Raw genomic sequence first — 14,829 nt, forward strand, 5'->3', positions numbered from 1 at the left:
CCGAACGGGGTAACCGCCGCACCCATCACCCGATCGGACGATGCCGATCGGCCGCCACCGCACACCGCGGCCACCGCCCCGGCGGGCCGGGCGGAGGTCGGGCGGGACGCCGGTGGGGTCAGTTCGCCGGGGCGAAGAAGTCGAACCCGCCGAGCGGGTCCAGGATCCCGCCGAGGTCGAGGCCCAGGCCGCTGCCCGCGTCGGACGGCGCGGTGCTCGGGGTCGTCGAGGACGGCGTGGTCGACGACGGGGCGGTGGACGACGGGGTGGTGCTCGACGGCGCCGTGGACGACGGCCGGGGGCTGCTGCTCGGCGGGGGCGGCGTGGTGGTCGTGGTCGGCGCCGGGGTCGTCGCCCGCGGGCTGCTGGTGGTCGGGGCCGGGGCGTTGGTCGTCGTCGGCACCTGCTGCTGCGCCTGCGTCTGCTGCTGCGTGGTCGCCGGCTGCTGCGTGACGGGCCGCGGCGCGCGCTGGGTCGTCGTCTGCGGGGCCTGCTCGGTCTGCTCGGGCGTGGTCGTGGTGGTCTCGACCTGCGCCTGCTGCGCCTGCTGCTGGGCAGCGGCGGCGCCGAGGTCCTTGGTGAGGGTGTTGGTGGGGCGGGCCGCGGGGCGGGCGTCGAAGCGCACCTCCGCCAGCGGGCGCTCGTCCGGCGAGGTCATCAGGCTGGACGCGGTGAACGCGACGGTGCCGGCGAGCACCACGCCGCCGCTCGCCATCGCGACGAGCTTGGGGACGGAGAACCCGCCGCCGCGCTCCTCCTCGCCGGCCCGGCCCTCGCGGCGCAGCAGCTCGGTGACGTGCAGCTCGCGGCCGGACAGGTTGGCCGCGGCCAGTGCGGCGGCCGGGAGGCGGACGGTGTCCTCGTCGTCCCCCGCCCGGGCGGCGACCGGGTCGTCGGTGATCCGCGGGATCGGCTGCGTCTCCGCCTCGCGCCGGGCGATCAGGTCGGCGACCGACAGCTTGGCCGTCGAGCCATCCTGCCGACGGCGTTTGTCGTCGTTCGACACCGCTGAACACCTTTCCCGGGAGTGCGTTGCGCTACTGACCGGGAACATGGATACCGAATCGTGACCGTCTACGTAACCCCTTTGAGTGAAGTTTCCTACGGCGTCAACGCATTTTTGAACGCTGAGTGAACAACAGGAGCTTGATCGTTACCGAGCGTCAGTTCTGCTGGGCCGACAGGACCTCGGTGGCGACGATGCGCGGAACGCTCGTCTCGGTCAGCCGGAAGAGCTGCTCGACGCGGATCCACCGGCCCGACCGCTCCTGCATCGAGACGACCGCGAGCACCTCGCCGCCCGACCGCGGCGAGGTCGACTCGACGGTGATCGCCTGCACGCCGGCCCAGGACTCCACGAAGTCGTGCGGGCTGCCGCCGAGCAGCTCCGGCGACAGCAGGCGGGCCGCCTCGGCGGGCCGGGCGGGCAGCAGCGCGAAGAACCGCCGCACGATGTCGACCTGCGGTTGCGGGCCGACGTCCACCTGCGGCGGCGGGACCATCACCGGCGACTGCGGCGTCACGTCGTCGCCCAGCGCCGCGGCCTGCCGCTCCGCCGGGGCCGGGGGCTCGACGGGCCCGCCGCCCAGCTGCGCCGCCAGCAGGTCCGGGCGCAGCGCGGACGACCCGCTGATCGACTCGGGCGGCTCGACCCGCGGCTGGACCGGCCCGGCGGGGCGGTTGCCCGCCAGGACCGCGGCGGCGGTGACCCAGGCCAGGAGCACGATCGCCCCGGTGGCCACGCCGGCGAGCTTCGCCGTCCGGGCCGGTCGACCCCCGGTGGGGTTCGGGGCGCGGTCCTCGCGCGGCGGACCGGCGGGCGGCTCGTGGGCGCCGGCCCGGTCGCGGTACCGGGTGGGCACCGTCGCGGGCTGCTTCCGGATCAGCTCCGCCACCGTGACCGAACCCGCGCGGTTGTGCCTGCGACCGCTCGTCGTAGGGCGCTGCACTGGCGACTCCCTCGGTCGTGTCGTGCCAAGACTCGTACCGTGGGGGCGCGTCAGGAGGCCACTTCAGCCAGGGAGTTCACTCGTTCGTGGCGGCCAGTGGTCAAACTCCGTACCGCGAACGGGTGAAGGACTACGGAACGGCGCCCACCCGGGGCGGGCCTCACCGGCCGTCGACCGACCGCTCGCCGTCGATCAGCGGCACGACGCCGGTGGTGAACTCCAACTGGCGCTTCTCGGTGGTCGTGGACCCGTCCTTGCGCGTGACCAGCAACGTGCTCACCGTGATGCCGCGGGTCGGGTCCACGCTGATCTCGCGCACCTCGATCAGCGACACGTCGGCGAACTCCCGCTCCAGCAGCACGCCGCTGGCGAGCCGGAAAGCGTCGGTGACCAGGGACAGCGCCCCGCGGGAGTCCGCGGCGACCGCCTCGTAGAACGCCTCGGTGTTCGCCGCGATGGCCTGCGCGTCCACCACCGGCTCGGACTGCGCGGGCACGGTGGTGACGAGGGTCGGGGTCGTCGGGGCCGCCGGGCCGGACCGGTCGGGGGGGTGGCCGCCGTCGCGGGCGCGCTCGCCGCCGACCACCTCGTGCGCCGCGGCTTCGGCGGGCGCGCGGCGCGTGGTCGTGGTGGTCGTGGTCGTCGTCGCGGGCGGCGGGGTGGTGGTGCCGAACCCGGTCAGCAGCGGCATCCCGGTGGGGTAGCCGGGCAGCCCGATCCGCTCCGCCGGGCCGTTCGTGCCGACGAGGTGGGCCGCCGCGACGGCCAGGCCCACCAGGACGCCCGCCGAGGACAGGACGGCGAACCAGGCGGCCGCCTTCCACGTCCGGGGCGGCGTCACCGACGCGGGGACCAGGCCGATGTTGAACTTGCGCAGCCCGTCGGCGTCGACCAGCGGGTCCGGCGGTGGTGGCGGCGCCGGCCGGGACGCCACCCCGTCGGGCGGGGTGTGGTCCGGCTCGCCGCCCGCGGGCAGCCGGTTCGCCGCCCCGTCCTCCGGCCGGTGCCGCTCCGACCGATCCGGTTCCCCGATGTCCATGCTGTGCCGACCCCTCCCGCCCCCTGCCTGACGGCCCTCGCGGTTCTGTCACCTGATCGGGTTTCGAACTCACCCGGTGGTCTTGGCGTGGCGCGGGGAACGGGGGTGGGACGCCGAGGGCCCGGCCACCGCCTCAGGGTAGGTGCCGGGTGCACGTAGAGCTGCCCAGATCAGCCTTGCGTGGCCAAGCGGCACACTTATGAGTGAATCTTCAGCTACCGCTGTTCAGCCTTTTCCGGGTGGCCTGCAGCGCGTTGCCGGCGGCCAGGCCGGCGCCGCCCGCGATCAGCGCGCCGATGATGTCGCCCGAGACGCCGTCACCCGACGTGATCAGCAGGCCCACGAGCGCGATGATCGTCGTCACCCCGGCGAGGGTCCACCGGCTGCGCACGTACTGGGCGATGGGCGCGCCCGCGGCGCGCTTGGACTTGGCGGCGGAACCGAGCATCGCGAGGTAGCCGTCGTGCGCCAGCGCGGCGAGGACGCCCAGGATCGCGATGAGACCCGTGATGAGACCGATGACCATGGCACCAGTGTGCCCGCGCCCAAACCCGCTGGACCATCCGTGATGGCCCTGATATCCACCCCCGGTGGAGGTCTTCTGGCACGACGCCTGCCTCGAGCACGACACCGGCGCGGGGCTGTGGGAGCTGCCCGGCCGGTGGGACTGGCTCGACGCGCCCGAACCGCACCCGGAGAACGCGGCCCGGCTGCGCACGATGCGGCACGCGCTGGCGCGCGGCCCGGTCGCGCCGCACCTGACGTGGTCGACCGGCCGGTTCGCCGACGACGAGGAGCTGGCCCGCGTCCACACCCCCTCCTACCTGGCCGGACTGCGCGCCGCGTGCGCCCGCCGCACCGCCGTCGAGACCAACACCGTCGTCGGGCCGGGCTCGTGGGACGCGATCCGCGCGGCCGCCGGCACCGCCCTGGCGGCCTACGAGGCCGTCGCGTCGGGCCGCACGCGCCTGGCGTACGCCCTGGTCCGGCCGCCCGGCCACCACGCCCAGCCGGCCGCGGCGGACGGGTACTGCCTGGTCAACAACGCCGCCCTGGTCGCCGAGACCGCCCGCCGCGCGGGCAGGCGGGTCGCCGTCCTGGACTGGGACGTGCACCACGGCAACGGCACGCAGGAGGTGTTCCGCGACACCCCGGACGTGCTGACGGTGTCGGTGCACATGCGGCACGGCGCGTGGGGCGCGAACCACCCCCAGACCGGCGCGCCCGACGAGTCCGACGCCGCCAACGTCAACGTCGAGCTGTCCCTGGGCGCGGGCGACGAGGCGTACCGGCGGGCGCTGGCCGAGGTCGCGTTCCCGGCGCTGGCCGAGTTCGGCGCGGACTTCCTGGTCTGCGCCTCGGGGTTCGACGGGTCGGCGTTCGACCCGAACGGCAGGCACAACCTCACCGCCGCCGGTTACCGGGACGTCGGCCGGTCGGTGGCGGCGCTCGGCCTGCCCACCGTGCTCACGCAGGAGGGCGGCTACCTGCGCGGGTACTCGGCGCTGTGCCTGCACGCCCTGGTGGAGGGCCTGGTCGGGGTCCGGCTGCTGGAGGACCCGCTCGCCTACGTGCCCGACGACGCGCAACTGGTGGACGCGGACCTGGCCAGGGCCAGGTCCGCGCTCACGGCGTGGGCCTTCGCCGCCCCGCGCGCGCCGTAGGGCGGTCGGCGGGGCGGCGGTCGGTCGCGGTCACCGGCCCAGCGGGCCGCGCCCCAGCTTCAGCAGGACCATCGCCAGGTCCCGGCCCTCCGGGCCCAGGTCCTTGTACCGGTTGATCACGTCGATCTCCCGGTTGTGGACGATCCGGGTGCCGCCGGCCGCCATGCGCGCGGCGCCGATCAGCTTGGACACCTCGACCCGGCGCTTGACCAGCCGCAGCAGCTCCGCGTCCAGGTGGTCGATCTCCTGGCGCAGAGCGTCGATGTCCGGGGCGGTTTCGGTGCTGTTCATCATGACGACCTCTCGACTCTGGTGGGAGTCCCAGCCCTGGCAGCAGCGAAGCCCCGGGGTCCGAGGACTCCGGGGCTTCGTGGGTGGCTTGTCGGCGCTAGCGGTCCACGGGAGCCGGAGTCCGGTTCCCGTAAAAAAACTCGAAGTGGGCCATGCGCACCCGTTCATCATGCCACAGCCCGGGACTGTCGGGGGTACCCGGTAACGTGGACAGGCGATGAGCGCCTTGTTCGACTTGCCCTCAAGTCCCCCCTCCTCCCGGTCCGCCCGGCTGCTCGACGACCTGAACCCGTCCCAGCGGCGGGCCGTCGAGCACTCGGGCTCACCGCTGCTGGTCGTCGCCGGTGCGGGCTCGGGCAAGACGCGCGTGCTCACCCGCCGGATCGCCTACCTGCTCGCCGAGCGCGACGTGCACCCCGGCGAGGTCATGGCGATCACCTTCACCAACAAGGCCGCCGCCGAGATGAAGGAGCGCGTGGCCGACCTGGTCGGCGCGCGGGCCCGCTCGATGTGGGTGTCCACGTTCCACTCGATGTGCGTGCGGGTCATGCGCCGCGAGGCCAAGAACCTCGGCATGTCGTCCAACTTCTCCATCTACGACTCCGACGACACCCGCCGGCTCATCACGCTGGTGGCCCGCGACCTCGACCTGGACCCCAAGCGCTACCCGGCGCGCACGCTGGCGATCCACATCTCGAACCTGAAGAACGAGCTGGTCGACGCCGCCACCGCCAAGGAGCGCGCGGCCAACGACCTGGAGCGCCGCGTCGCCGAGGTCTACGAGAGCTACCAGCGCCGGCTCGGCGAGTCGAACTCGCTGGACTTCGACGACCTGATCATGCGGACCGTCGAGCTGCTGCAGCACCACCCGGACGTGGCCGAGCACTACCACCGCCGGTTCCGGCACGTGCTGGTCGACGAGTACCAGGACACCAACCACGCGCAGTACACGCTGGTCCGCGAGCTGATCGGGACCGGCGCGGACGGCGTGCCGCCGGGCGAGCTGTGCGTGGTGGGCGACGCCGACCAGTCGATCTACGCCTTCCGCGGCGCGACGATCCGCAACATCGTGGAGTTCGAGCGCGACTACCCGCAGGCGACCACGATCCTGCTGGAGCAGAACTACCGGTCGACGCAGACGATCCTGTCGGCGGCGAACGCGGTCATCTCGCGCAACCCGAACCGCCGGGACAAGCGGCTGTGGAGCGACCTGGGCGACGGCGAGAAGATCGTCGGGTACGTCGCCGACAACGAGCACGACGAGGCGCAGTTCGTCGCCAACGAGATCGACCGGCTGGTCGACACGGGCGAGGCGAACAACGGCGAGATCGCCGTGTTCTACCGCACCAACAACCAGTCGCGCGTGTTCGAGGAGATCTTCATCCGCCTCGGCCTGCCCTACCGGGTGGTCGGCGGCGTCCGGTTCTACGAGCGCCGCGAGGTGCGCGACGCGCTGGCGTACCTGCGGGCGCTGTCCAACCCGGACGACACGGTGTCGCTGCGGCGCATCCTCAACGTGCCCAAGCGCGGCATCGGCGACCGCGCGGAGGCGTGCGTGTCGATGTACGCCGAGCGGGAGCGGGTGAGCTTCGCGACGGCGCTGCGCGACGCGGTGACGGGCAAGGTGCCGCTGCTCAACCCCCGCTCGCGCAACGCGATCGCCGGGTTCGTCGAGCTGATGGACTCGCTCGGCGAGCTGGTCGAGCGCGGCGACGACGTGGCGGACGTCCTGGAGGCGGTGCTGGAGCGGACCGCCTACCGGGCCGAGCTGGAGGCCAGCGAGGACCCGCAGGACCACACCCGGGTGGAGAACCTGAACGAGCTGGTCACGGTGGCCCGCGAGTTCACCGACCTGGGCACGGCGGTCCCGGTGCCCGACGAGGACGAAGGGCTGCCCGCCGAGGGCTCGCTGGCCGCGTTCCTGGAGCGGGTGTCGCTGGTCGCGGACGCCGACTCGGTGCCGGACGCGGAGTCCGACGGCGTGGTCACGCTGATGACCCTGCACACCGCCAAGGGCCTGGAGTACCCGGTCGTGTTCTGCACGGGCTGGGAGGACGGCGTCTTCCCGCACCTGCGGGCCCTGGGCGACCCGACGGAGCTGGCCGAGGAGCGCCGGCTGGCGTACGTGGGCATCACGCGCGCCCGCGAGCGGCTCTACCTGTCCCGGGCGCTGGTGCGCTCGGCGTGGGGGCAACCCTCGGCGAACCCGGCGTCGCGGTTCCTCGACGAGATCCCGGCCGACCTGGTCGACTGGCGGCGGGTGGAGCCCCGGCGCACCGCGCCGTCCGCGCCGACGTCGTGGGGCCGCGGGTCGGGCCCGTCGCGCCCGGCGCCGACGAGCGCCGGCTGGAAGGACACGCCCGCGCTCAAGCTGGACGTGGGCGACCGGGTGAGCCACGACAAGTACGGGCTCGGCCGCGTGGTGGCCGTGGACGGCTCCGGGCCCCGGGCGACCGCCACGATCGACTTCGGCGGCGCGGGGACGGTCCGGCTGATGCTCATCGGCGGCGTGCCCCTCGTGAAGCTCTGAGGCGCTCTCAGCGGCGCTCTCGGCCGTGATTCGCCACCGACGCCGGTCAACCCCGCGGGGTCGGCCGGCGTTCACCTCGACGTGGCCCGGTTCCCGCGCAACCCGAATCGGGTCCGCGCGTCTCTAGGGGTGTCACGAGCGGGACGGCCGGGCCGTTCGGGGAGGACCGGCCAGGGGGAGCCGCTCGACGGCACGAGGGGGGTTACCGCGGGAGCCGCTGTCGGGGGCGGCGACCGCACCGCGAGGGGGACACCGCCGGGGGACGGTTGGCAACGAGGAGAGGGTCGGGCTGCCCGGGCAGCCCGACCCTCTCCTCGTGCACGCGATGACGAGCCGGGACGACCGGCTCAGACGCTGACGCCGTTGGCGTTCAGCCAGGACAGCGGGTTGATCTTCTTGCCGTCCGGGTTCCAGACCTCGAAGTGCAGGTGCGGACCGGTCGAGAAGCCGCGGTTGCCCATGCGCGCGATCTGCTCGCCCGCCTTGACCCGCTGGCCCTTCTCCACCGAGTAGGTGTCCACGTGGCCGTAGACCGTCACGGTGCCGTCGGAGTGCTCGACCCGGACCCACAGGCCAAAACCGCTTGCGGGACCGGCCTCGATCACGACACCATCCGCGGCGGACAGGATCGGCGTGCCGATGGGGCCCGCGATGTCGATGCCGTAGTGCATCTCGCCCCAGCGGCCGCCGAACCCGGACGAGAACACACCGGAGGCGGGGCGGGAGTACTTGGGGCGCCGAGCCTCGGCCTCCTCGGCCTCGCGGGTCTCGGTGATCTGCTGGCTCTTGACGAGCTTCTGCGCCTCGGCCGCCGGGTCGACCGCCTTGGCGACGGGCAGGACCTGCGGGGACGCCGGACCGGTGCCACCGACGCCGAACGCGGCGGCGCCGTCGGAGGCGGCGTTCGCGAGCGGGGTGACCTCGTCGGTCGTGGACGGCGAGTCGGAGCCGAGCGCGTGGAGCGTCTGCCCGGCGCCGGCGGCGGCGAAGGCGCCGACGGCGACCGCGGCGACCACGATGCGCCCGCGCAGCGCCGAGGGCGGGGGTGGGAGCCGGTGCGAGCTCACCGTGCGGGCCGAAGCGCGGTCCACCGCTTCTTCGAGCACAGCAGAACTCGTATGGCCGCCGGGGGAGCGGTGTTGGGACAAAACCTGGCCTTCCGTCTTCGGGGAGTCCGGTCGGACCACCGGGCGGGGGATCCCGGTTGAGCCGGTCGGGGTACCGGCTCGTCGTCCTGCTTGTGACCAGACCGTGACAACGGACCGGGGGAAGATAACGGCGCGGAGCCCTTAAGGGCAATCCCCGAGCCCGATGACTACCGTTTAGCGGTCAGGGGGACACCCTCACGTATGACCGGTGACTCACGGTCATGATCCGGCTCCGCAAACCCAGCGGGTGCAGGCACGATGGGGTGATCCAGGTCGCCGCTCGGACGCGTGACGGCGCTCACAATCAGGTGAAGCGCACGCGAATCAACGGGTAGTGAAAGGTGACCTGAATCACGTATCCGGTGCTCCTCCACGACCAACCCGGGGTGCTCCAACCGGGCGTTCCGCTGCGGCACGACGACCTGGTCCAGCTCGCTCCAGACGACGACGAACCGCGTCCGGCACGTCGCGGACGGTTCGGCCAGTTCGGCCAGCAGGTCCGACCCCGGCCTCAACTGCCTGGTCAGCGGCGTGGACAGCAGGTGGGCGGTCAGCGTGCCCCGGTGCGGGGTCCCCAGCGTCACCAGCGTCCGCACGCGGGCGTCACCGCCCAGCCGCTGCACGTAGTACCGGGCGATCAGGCCGCCGAGCGAGTGGCCGACCACGTGCACCCGGTCGGAGCCGGTTTCGGCGCAGATCCGCTCCACGTGCTCCCCGAGCAGCGCCGCCGACCGCCGGACGTCCCCCGTCAACGCGGTCAGCACGCTGTAGTTCACGGCGTGCACCACGCCGAAGCCGCGCCTTCGCAGTGCCCCCGACAGCACTGCGAAGGCGGACCGGTTGTCCCCGATGCCGTGCACCAGCACTATCGGGGTGCCCGCGGCCTCCATGGACGAAACAACGAGGCCCCGCTGCCGGGGCGGCAGGCGGTCGGTGCGGTAGGCCGCGAGGTGCCCGTCCGGCTTCAGCCGCTCCTCCGCGACGCCCCACGGGTAGAGCACCGCGCGGGCGGCCAGCCAGGCGGTCTCGACGGCGACGCCGCGCACCCCGCCGGGTGACGCCGCGGCCTTGAGCAGACCGCCGGCGAGCCCCAGGACCTCACCCGCGACGCCCGTCCCGGACCCGGCCAGGGTCCGCGCGAGCCGCCGCGCCACGCCGCCCAGCGGCCCGAAGGTCAGTGGTGCCCCCATCGACCAGCAGTACCCGGTCCCGGCCGCCCACAACCGCGACCGGCCACCCGTCGCACCCCGACCGGTTTTGCTAGCGTCCGACCGGTGATCCGAACCGCTGCACCGGTCTCACCGACACCCACGGGACTGCGGACGGCGGTGGGGGTGGCCGCGGCGGGCGCGCTGCTCACCGCGGCGGCCCCGGCTGTCGGCGTGGTCGACGGCTCAGCGCCACCCGCGTTCACCGCCTGGCCGCTGCTGGCCCTGCTCGCCCTGCTGCCCACGGCCCTGGCCGCGGTGTTCCTCGCCCGCGGGCAGGAGCTCACCGCCGCGGCCGCGCTGCTCGCGCCCGCCGTCTTCGCCGTCGGCCGGCTGCTCGGCGACCTCCAGCTGCTCGTGGACCCGGTGAAGGCCGCCCGCCCCGAGCTGCTCCGCCCCGCGAGCCTCGCCGAACCGCACCCCGCGGTCGGCCTGTGGCTGCTCCTGGCCGGGCACGTGCTGCTCGTCGCCGCGGGCGCGCTGGCCGCGGCCACCCTCGGCGCGGAGCCGGACGTGCGCGGCGAGCGGGCGGGCTTCGCGCTGCCCGCCACCGCCGGCACCATCGCGGGCATCGGCCTGTTCACCGCGCCGTTCACCTCGACCGACGCGCTGATCCCGGCGCACGGCGCGGTCGACTCGCCGGTCCTGCCGATGCTGGGCGGCCTCCTCCTCACCGCGGCGGCCCCGGTCCTCGCGGTCCTCGCCGCCAGCGCCACCACCGACGAGGCGCGCGAGGGCGGCCTGCTCGGCCTGTCCGCCGTGCTGCTCGCCGCCGCCGTCCCGCCGCTGGTCACGGCCCTCGTGGTCGACGCCGTCGGCCCGGCCGTGGGCCCGTTCCTGGTCCTGGCCGCCGCGGTCGCGCTGGCCTGGCCGCGACGGGTGGTCGGGGACGCGCCGAAGGACGACGTCGGGCTGCCCGGGCTGCGCAGGCTGCACGTCATCACCGCCGTGCTCGGCCTGGCCGCCGCCGCGACCGCCGCCCTCGGCGCGTCGACCGACCTCCTGGTCCTGCCCGACGGCTCGCCGCCGCCCGCGGACTACGCGGCGCGACCGCTGTGGCCGGCCGCGGTCGCCGTCGGCGTCCTGGCCGTGGCGCTGCTCGCGAGGGCCGCCGTCCGGCCCGCGTTCGCCGTCGCCGCGGCCACCGTGCCGCTGGGTGCGGCGGGCGCGCTCGACGCGGTGTTCGCCGCCACGCGGGTCGACGTCGTCGAGCCGGGCGCCGGCGTCTGGTTCACCGCCGCCTCGCTCCTCGCCGCGGGCGCCGCCGCCGTGACCGCCGCCCTGGCCGGCGCGGTCGAGCGGGACGAGGTCGGCACCACCGCGGCCGAGCCGCCGCTCCCGCTCGTCGCCGCCGCCCTGATCGCCGTGCTGCTCTCGGTCGGCGCGTTCGGCCTGCCCGTGCTGCGGGCGCCCGACTACGTGCCGATCGGCGCGTTCGGGCTGCGGGTCGGCTCGTTCGGCCTCCTCGTGGCGCTGCTGGCGGTCGTGGTCGCCGGCGTGGTCGCGCTCCGCGCCCGCCCGGCCCGGGGCGCGGCCCTGCTGCTCGGCGCGGCGGTCGTCACGGCCGTCCGGGCGTGGGAGTACCCCCTCACCGCGGCCCGCGCCGCCGAGGCCTCGCCCGGGCCGGGCCTGTGGCTCGCCGCCGCCGCGACGGCCGCGTTCGTCATCGCCGGTGCGCTGCGCACGGCCCGCTGAACCGATCACCCCACCACCGCCCGGCACGGCGTGGTGATCGACCTCACCACCTCTATGACGGACTTCACGGGCGTGGGGTGCGGTGGAGTCCGGGCAGGTCGATAGTGTCTTGCGAAGCCGCGTCGAGCCGGTCCCCCCACGGCTGTGCCGGCGTTCCAGGTGATGCCTGGTACGTGTGGGCAACCAGGCGCCAGCCTGGAGCGCCGGGACCTCAGAGGACCGCACCGGGACGCGGTGTCCGACACCGACGTCGCAGGAGACCCGAGTGGACCTGTACGAGTACCAGGCGAAGGACCTCTTCGCCGCCCACGACGTCCCGGTACTTCCGGGCGACGTGGCGAGCACCCCCGCCGAGGCCAAGGCCATCGCCGAGCGCTTCGGCCAGACCGTCGTGGTCAAGGCCCAGGTCAAGACGGGTGGCCGTGGCAAGGCGGGCGGCGTCAAGCTCGCCGAGAACCCCGACGAGACCGAGGCCAAGGCCGAGGCGATCCTGGGCCTGGACATCAAGGGGCACGTCGTTCACCGCGTGCTGGTCACGCCCGCGTCCGACATCGCCGAGGAGTACTACTTCTCCTTCCTCCTCGACCGCGCCAACCGCACCTTCCTGGCCATGGCCAGCGTCGAGGGCGGCATGGACATCGAAGAGGTCGCCGCGACCAAGCCCGAGGCCCTGGCCAAGGTGCCGGTGGACGCGATCCGGGGCGTGGACCGCGCGAAGGCCGACGAGATCGTCGCCGCCGCCAAGTTCCCGGCCGAGGTGGCCGACCAGGTCGCCGACGTCATCGTGAAGCTGTGGGAGACCTTCGTCGCCGAGGACGCCACGCTGGTCGAGGTCAACCCGCTCGTCCGCGACCCCGAGGGCAGGATCGTCGCGCTCGACGGCAAGGTCACCCTCGACGAGAACGCCTCCTTCCGCCACCCGGCCCACGAGGAGCTGGTGGACAAGCAGGCCGAGGACCCGCTGGAGGCCAAGGCCAAGGAGAAGGGCCTCAACTACGTCAAGCTGGACGGCCAGGTCGGCATCATCGGCAACGGCGCCGGCCTCGTCATGTCCACCCTCGACGTGGTCGCCTACGCGGGCGAGAAGCACGGCGGCGTGAAGCCCGCCAACTTCCTCGACATCGGCGGCGGCGCGTCCGCCGAGGTCATGGCCAACGGCCTGGACATCATCCTGAACGACCCCGACGTGCGGTCGGTGTTCGTGAACGTGTTCGGCGGCATCACCGCGTGCGACGCGGTCGCCAACGGCATCGTGGCCGCGCTGGGCATCCTGGGCGACGAGGCCTCCAAGCCCCTCGTCGTCCGGCTCGACGGCAACAACGTCGAGGAGGGCCGCGCGATCCTCGCCGAGGCCAACCACCCGCTCGTCACCGTGGTGGACACTATGGACAACGCGGCCGACAAGGCCGCCGAGCTCGCGGCTGCGGGGGTCTGACGATGGCTATCTTCATCACCAAGGACAGCAAGGTCATCGTCCAGGGCATGACCGGCGCCGAGGGCACCAAGCACACCAAGCGGATGCTGGCCTCGGGCACGACCATCGTCGGCGGCGTGAACCCGCGCAAGGCGGGCGAGAAGGTCGACTTCGACGGCAACGTGCTGCCGGTGTTCGGCTCCGTCGCGGAGGCCATGGAGGCCACCGGCGCCGACGTCACCGTGATCTTCGTGCCGCCGGCGTTCGCCAAGGCCGCCGTCATCGAGGCGATCGACGCGGGCATCGGCCTGGCCGTCGTCATCACCGAGGGCATCCCGGTGCACGACACCGCCGCGTTCTGGGCGCACGCCGTCGCCACCGGCAACAAGACCCGGATCATCGGCCCGAACTGCCCCGGCCTGATCAGCCCCGGGCAGTCCAACGCGGGCATCATCCCGGCCAACATCTCGGGCCCGGGCCGGATCGGCCTGGTGTCGAAGTCCGGCACGCTGACCTACCAGATGATGTACGAGCTGCGGGACTTCGGCTTCTCCACCGCCATCGGCATCGGCGGCGACCCGATCATCGGCACCACCCACATCGACGCGCTGGCGGCCTTCGAGGCCGACCCGGAGACCGCGGCGATCGTGATGATCGGCGAGATCGGCGGCGACGCCGAGGAGCGGGCCGCGGCCTACATCAAGGAGAACGTCACCAAGCCGGTCGTCGGCTACGTGGCGGGCTTCACCGCGCCCGAGGGCAAGACGATGGGCCACGCGGGCGCGATCGTGTCCGGCTCGGCCGGCACGGCGCAGGCGAAGAAGGAAGCGCTGGAGGCGGCGGGCGTCAAGGTCGGCAAGACGCCGAGCGAGACGGCCGCGATCATGCGCGAGATCATGCAGTCCATCGGCTGACGCCGATCCGCTCGTGCGGTGCGCGGAGGGCCACTTCCCCGGGAGGTGGCCCTCCGTTCTCGATTCGGAGGAGTCGATGCGCACATTGGGGGGAACCCCGGGAGTCCGGTCGTCGTCGGAGAGTGTGCATCGGCTAGCGTTCTGTCGACCCGAAATCAGTTCCGCAGGTGGAGGAGACCGCATCATGTCCCAGCCGTACGGCGCCCCTCAGCAGCAGCCGGGTCCGGCGCAGCCGGCGGTGGGTGTGAACCTGAACCTCATCCTTCCGCTGGTCGCCGCGGGTCTGGCGCTGATCGCGTACCTGCTCGCGTTCGCCGACGACGTGCAGTTCGACCAGTTCCTGATCGCGGCGGGCGTCCTCGCGGGTCTGTCCGTGCTGCCGAAGGCGCCGAAGGGCCTGCTGTACGCGGCGGTGCCGTTCGCGCTGATCCCGACCCTGGCGCTGCTCCAGGGCCTGATCACCACCGAGGCCGACGTGCAGGGCATGCAGATCGTGCTGCTGATCGTGTCGCTGCTGCTGACCGCGGCCGTGGTGCTGAGCCTGCTGCTGGAGACCGGCGTGGTGAAGCTGCAGCCGAAGGCCGCCAACGTCTACGGCCAGCCGGGCGGCTGGAACCCGCACTCGGGCGCGTTCCCGCAGCAGGGCCAGCAGCAGCCGCAGCAGTACGGCCCGCCGTCCGGCCAGTTCGGGCAGCCGGTGCCGCCGCAGCAGGGCCAGCAGCCGAACCAGCCGCAGCCGACGTCCTACATGCCGCAGCCGGGGCAGTTCGGCCAGCCCGGCCAGCAGCCCGGCCAGGGCACGCCGCCCGGCGGGTTCGGCGGGCCGCAGCAGCAGGGCTGAGCACGTCGTGGGAGGGGTGGGGGGGGGGGGGCCGGCCCCCCCCCCCCCCCCGGGGGGGGCGCCGCCCCCCCCGCCGCCGCCCCCCCCCCCCGGGGGGGGGGGGGTGGGGGGGGGGCCAAACACCCCGCCCCCCCGC

Annotated in this window: 13 protein-coding genes; 6 read left to right on the forward strand and 7 right to left on the reverse strand. The window is 73.8% G+C overall.

The window, feature by feature from the left end:
- Window positions 1-118 precede the first annotated feature (118 nt).
- From ACIGNX_RS08745 to ACIGNX_RS08760, 4 genes are all read right to left on the reverse strand, one after another.
- Entirely contained in the window at window positions 119-1,006 is an 888-nt protein-coding gene (locus tag ACIGNX_RS08745) for a hypothetical protein (protein ID WP_396537789.1), read from the reverse strand.
- A gap of 157 nt (window positions 1,007-1,163) precedes the next feature.
- Window positions 1,164-1,949, reverse strand: a complete 786-nt coding sequence (locus ACIGNX_RS08750; protein ID WP_396537791.1) for a hypothetical protein — start codon at window positions 1,947-1,949, stop codon at window positions 1,164-1,166.
- Between the two features lie 160 nt (window positions 1,950-2,109).
- Window positions 2,110-2,988: a hypothetical protein gene (locus ACIGNX_RS08755; RefSeq protein ID WP_396537793.1), complete on the reverse strand. Its 879-nt coding sequence runs from the start codon at window positions 2,986-2,988 to the stop codon at window positions 2,110-2,112.
- A gap of 211 nt (window positions 2,989-3,199) precedes the next feature.
- Window positions 3,200-3,514, reverse strand: a complete 315-nt coding sequence (locus tag ACIGNX_RS08760; protein WP_396537795.1) for a hypothetical protein — start codon at window positions 3,512-3,514, stop codon at window positions 3,200-3,202.
- Between the two features lie 64 nt (window positions 3,515-3,578).
- Between ACIGNX_RS08760 and ACIGNX_RS08765 the strand changes: the two genes are divergently transcribed.
- The gene (locus ACIGNX_RS08765) at window positions 3,579-4,652 is read left to right on the forward strand and encodes a histone deacetylase (protein ID WP_396537797.1); all 1,074 of its coding nucleotides are present in this window, start codon (window positions 3,579-3,581) and stop codon (window positions 4,650-4,652) included.
- A gap of 30 nt (window positions 4,653-4,682) precedes the next feature.
- Here ACIGNX_RS08765 and ACIGNX_RS08770 read toward each other — a convergent pair whose 3' ends face one another.
- Window positions 4,683-4,943 (reverse strand): chorismate mutase, encoded by a 261-nt coding sequence (locus ACIGNX_RS08770; protein ID WP_396537799.1) that lies wholly within the window; start codon window positions 4,941-4,943, stop codon window positions 4,683-4,685.
- Between the two features lie 217 nt (window positions 4,944-5,160).
- Between ACIGNX_RS08770 and pcrA the strand changes: the two genes are divergently transcribed.
- Window positions 5,161-7,473, forward strand: coding sequence for a DNA helicase PcrA (gene pcrA, locus ACIGNX_RS08775; RefSeq protein WP_396537801.1), 2,313 nt, complete (start codon window positions 5,161-5,163; stop codon window positions 7,471-7,473).
- A 347-nt stretch (window positions 7,474-7,820) separates the two neighbouring features.
- Here the strand turns inward: pcrA and ACIGNX_RS08780 are convergent, their stop codons facing one another.
- A complete protein-coding gene (locus ACIGNX_RS08780; RefSeq protein ID WP_396537803.1) occupies window positions 7,821-8,579 on the reverse strand; it encodes a M23 family metallopeptidase in 759 nt (252 codons plus the stop codon).
- Between the two features lie 209 nt (window positions 8,580-8,788).
- Window positions 8,789-9,811, reverse strand: coding sequence for an esterase/lipase family protein (locus tag ACIGNX_RS08785; RefSeq protein ID WP_396537805.1), 1,023 nt, complete (start codon window positions 9,809-9,811; stop codon window positions 8,789-8,791).
- Between the two features lie 84 nt (window positions 9,812-9,895).
- On the opposite strand from ACIGNX_RS08785, the gene ACIGNX_RS08790 reads away from it, so the two are divergent.
- The 4 genes from ACIGNX_RS08790 to ACIGNX_RS08805 all read left to right on the forward strand — a co-directional run bounded on the left by ACIGNX_RS08790 (window position 9,896) and on the right by ACIGNX_RS08805 (window position 14,693).
- Window positions 9,896-11,524: a hypothetical protein gene (locus ACIGNX_RS08790; protein WP_396537807.1), complete on the forward strand. Its 1,629-nt coding sequence runs from the start codon at window positions 9,896-9,898 to the stop codon at window positions 11,522-11,524.
- Between the two features lie 265 nt (window positions 11,525-11,789).
- Window positions 11,790-12,959: an ADP-forming succinate--CoA ligase subunit beta gene (gene sucC / locus ACIGNX_RS08795; protein ID WP_396537809.1), complete on the forward strand. Its 1,170-nt coding sequence runs from the start codon at window positions 11,790-11,792 to the stop codon at window positions 12,957-12,959.
- 2 nt (window positions 12,960-12,961) lie between these two features.
- Window positions 12,962-13,852 (forward strand): succinate--CoA ligase subunit alpha, encoded by an 891-nt coding sequence (gene sucD, locus ACIGNX_RS08800; RefSeq protein WP_396537811.1) that lies wholly within the window; start codon window positions 12,962-12,964, stop codon window positions 13,850-13,852.
- A gap of 184 nt (window positions 13,853-14,036) precedes the next feature.
- Window positions 14,037-14,693 (forward strand): DUF5336 domain-containing protein, encoded by a 657-nt coding sequence (locus tag ACIGNX_RS08805; protein ID WP_396537813.1) that lies wholly within the window; start codon window positions 14,037-14,039, stop codon window positions 14,691-14,693.
- The last annotated feature ends 136 nt before the right edge of the window (window positions 14,694-14,829 follow it).

The organism is Actinosynnema sp. NPDC053489 (assembly GCF_044544865.1).
Lineage (GTDB): Bacteria > Actinomycetota > Actinomycetes > Mycobacteriales > Pseudonocardiaceae > Actinosynnema.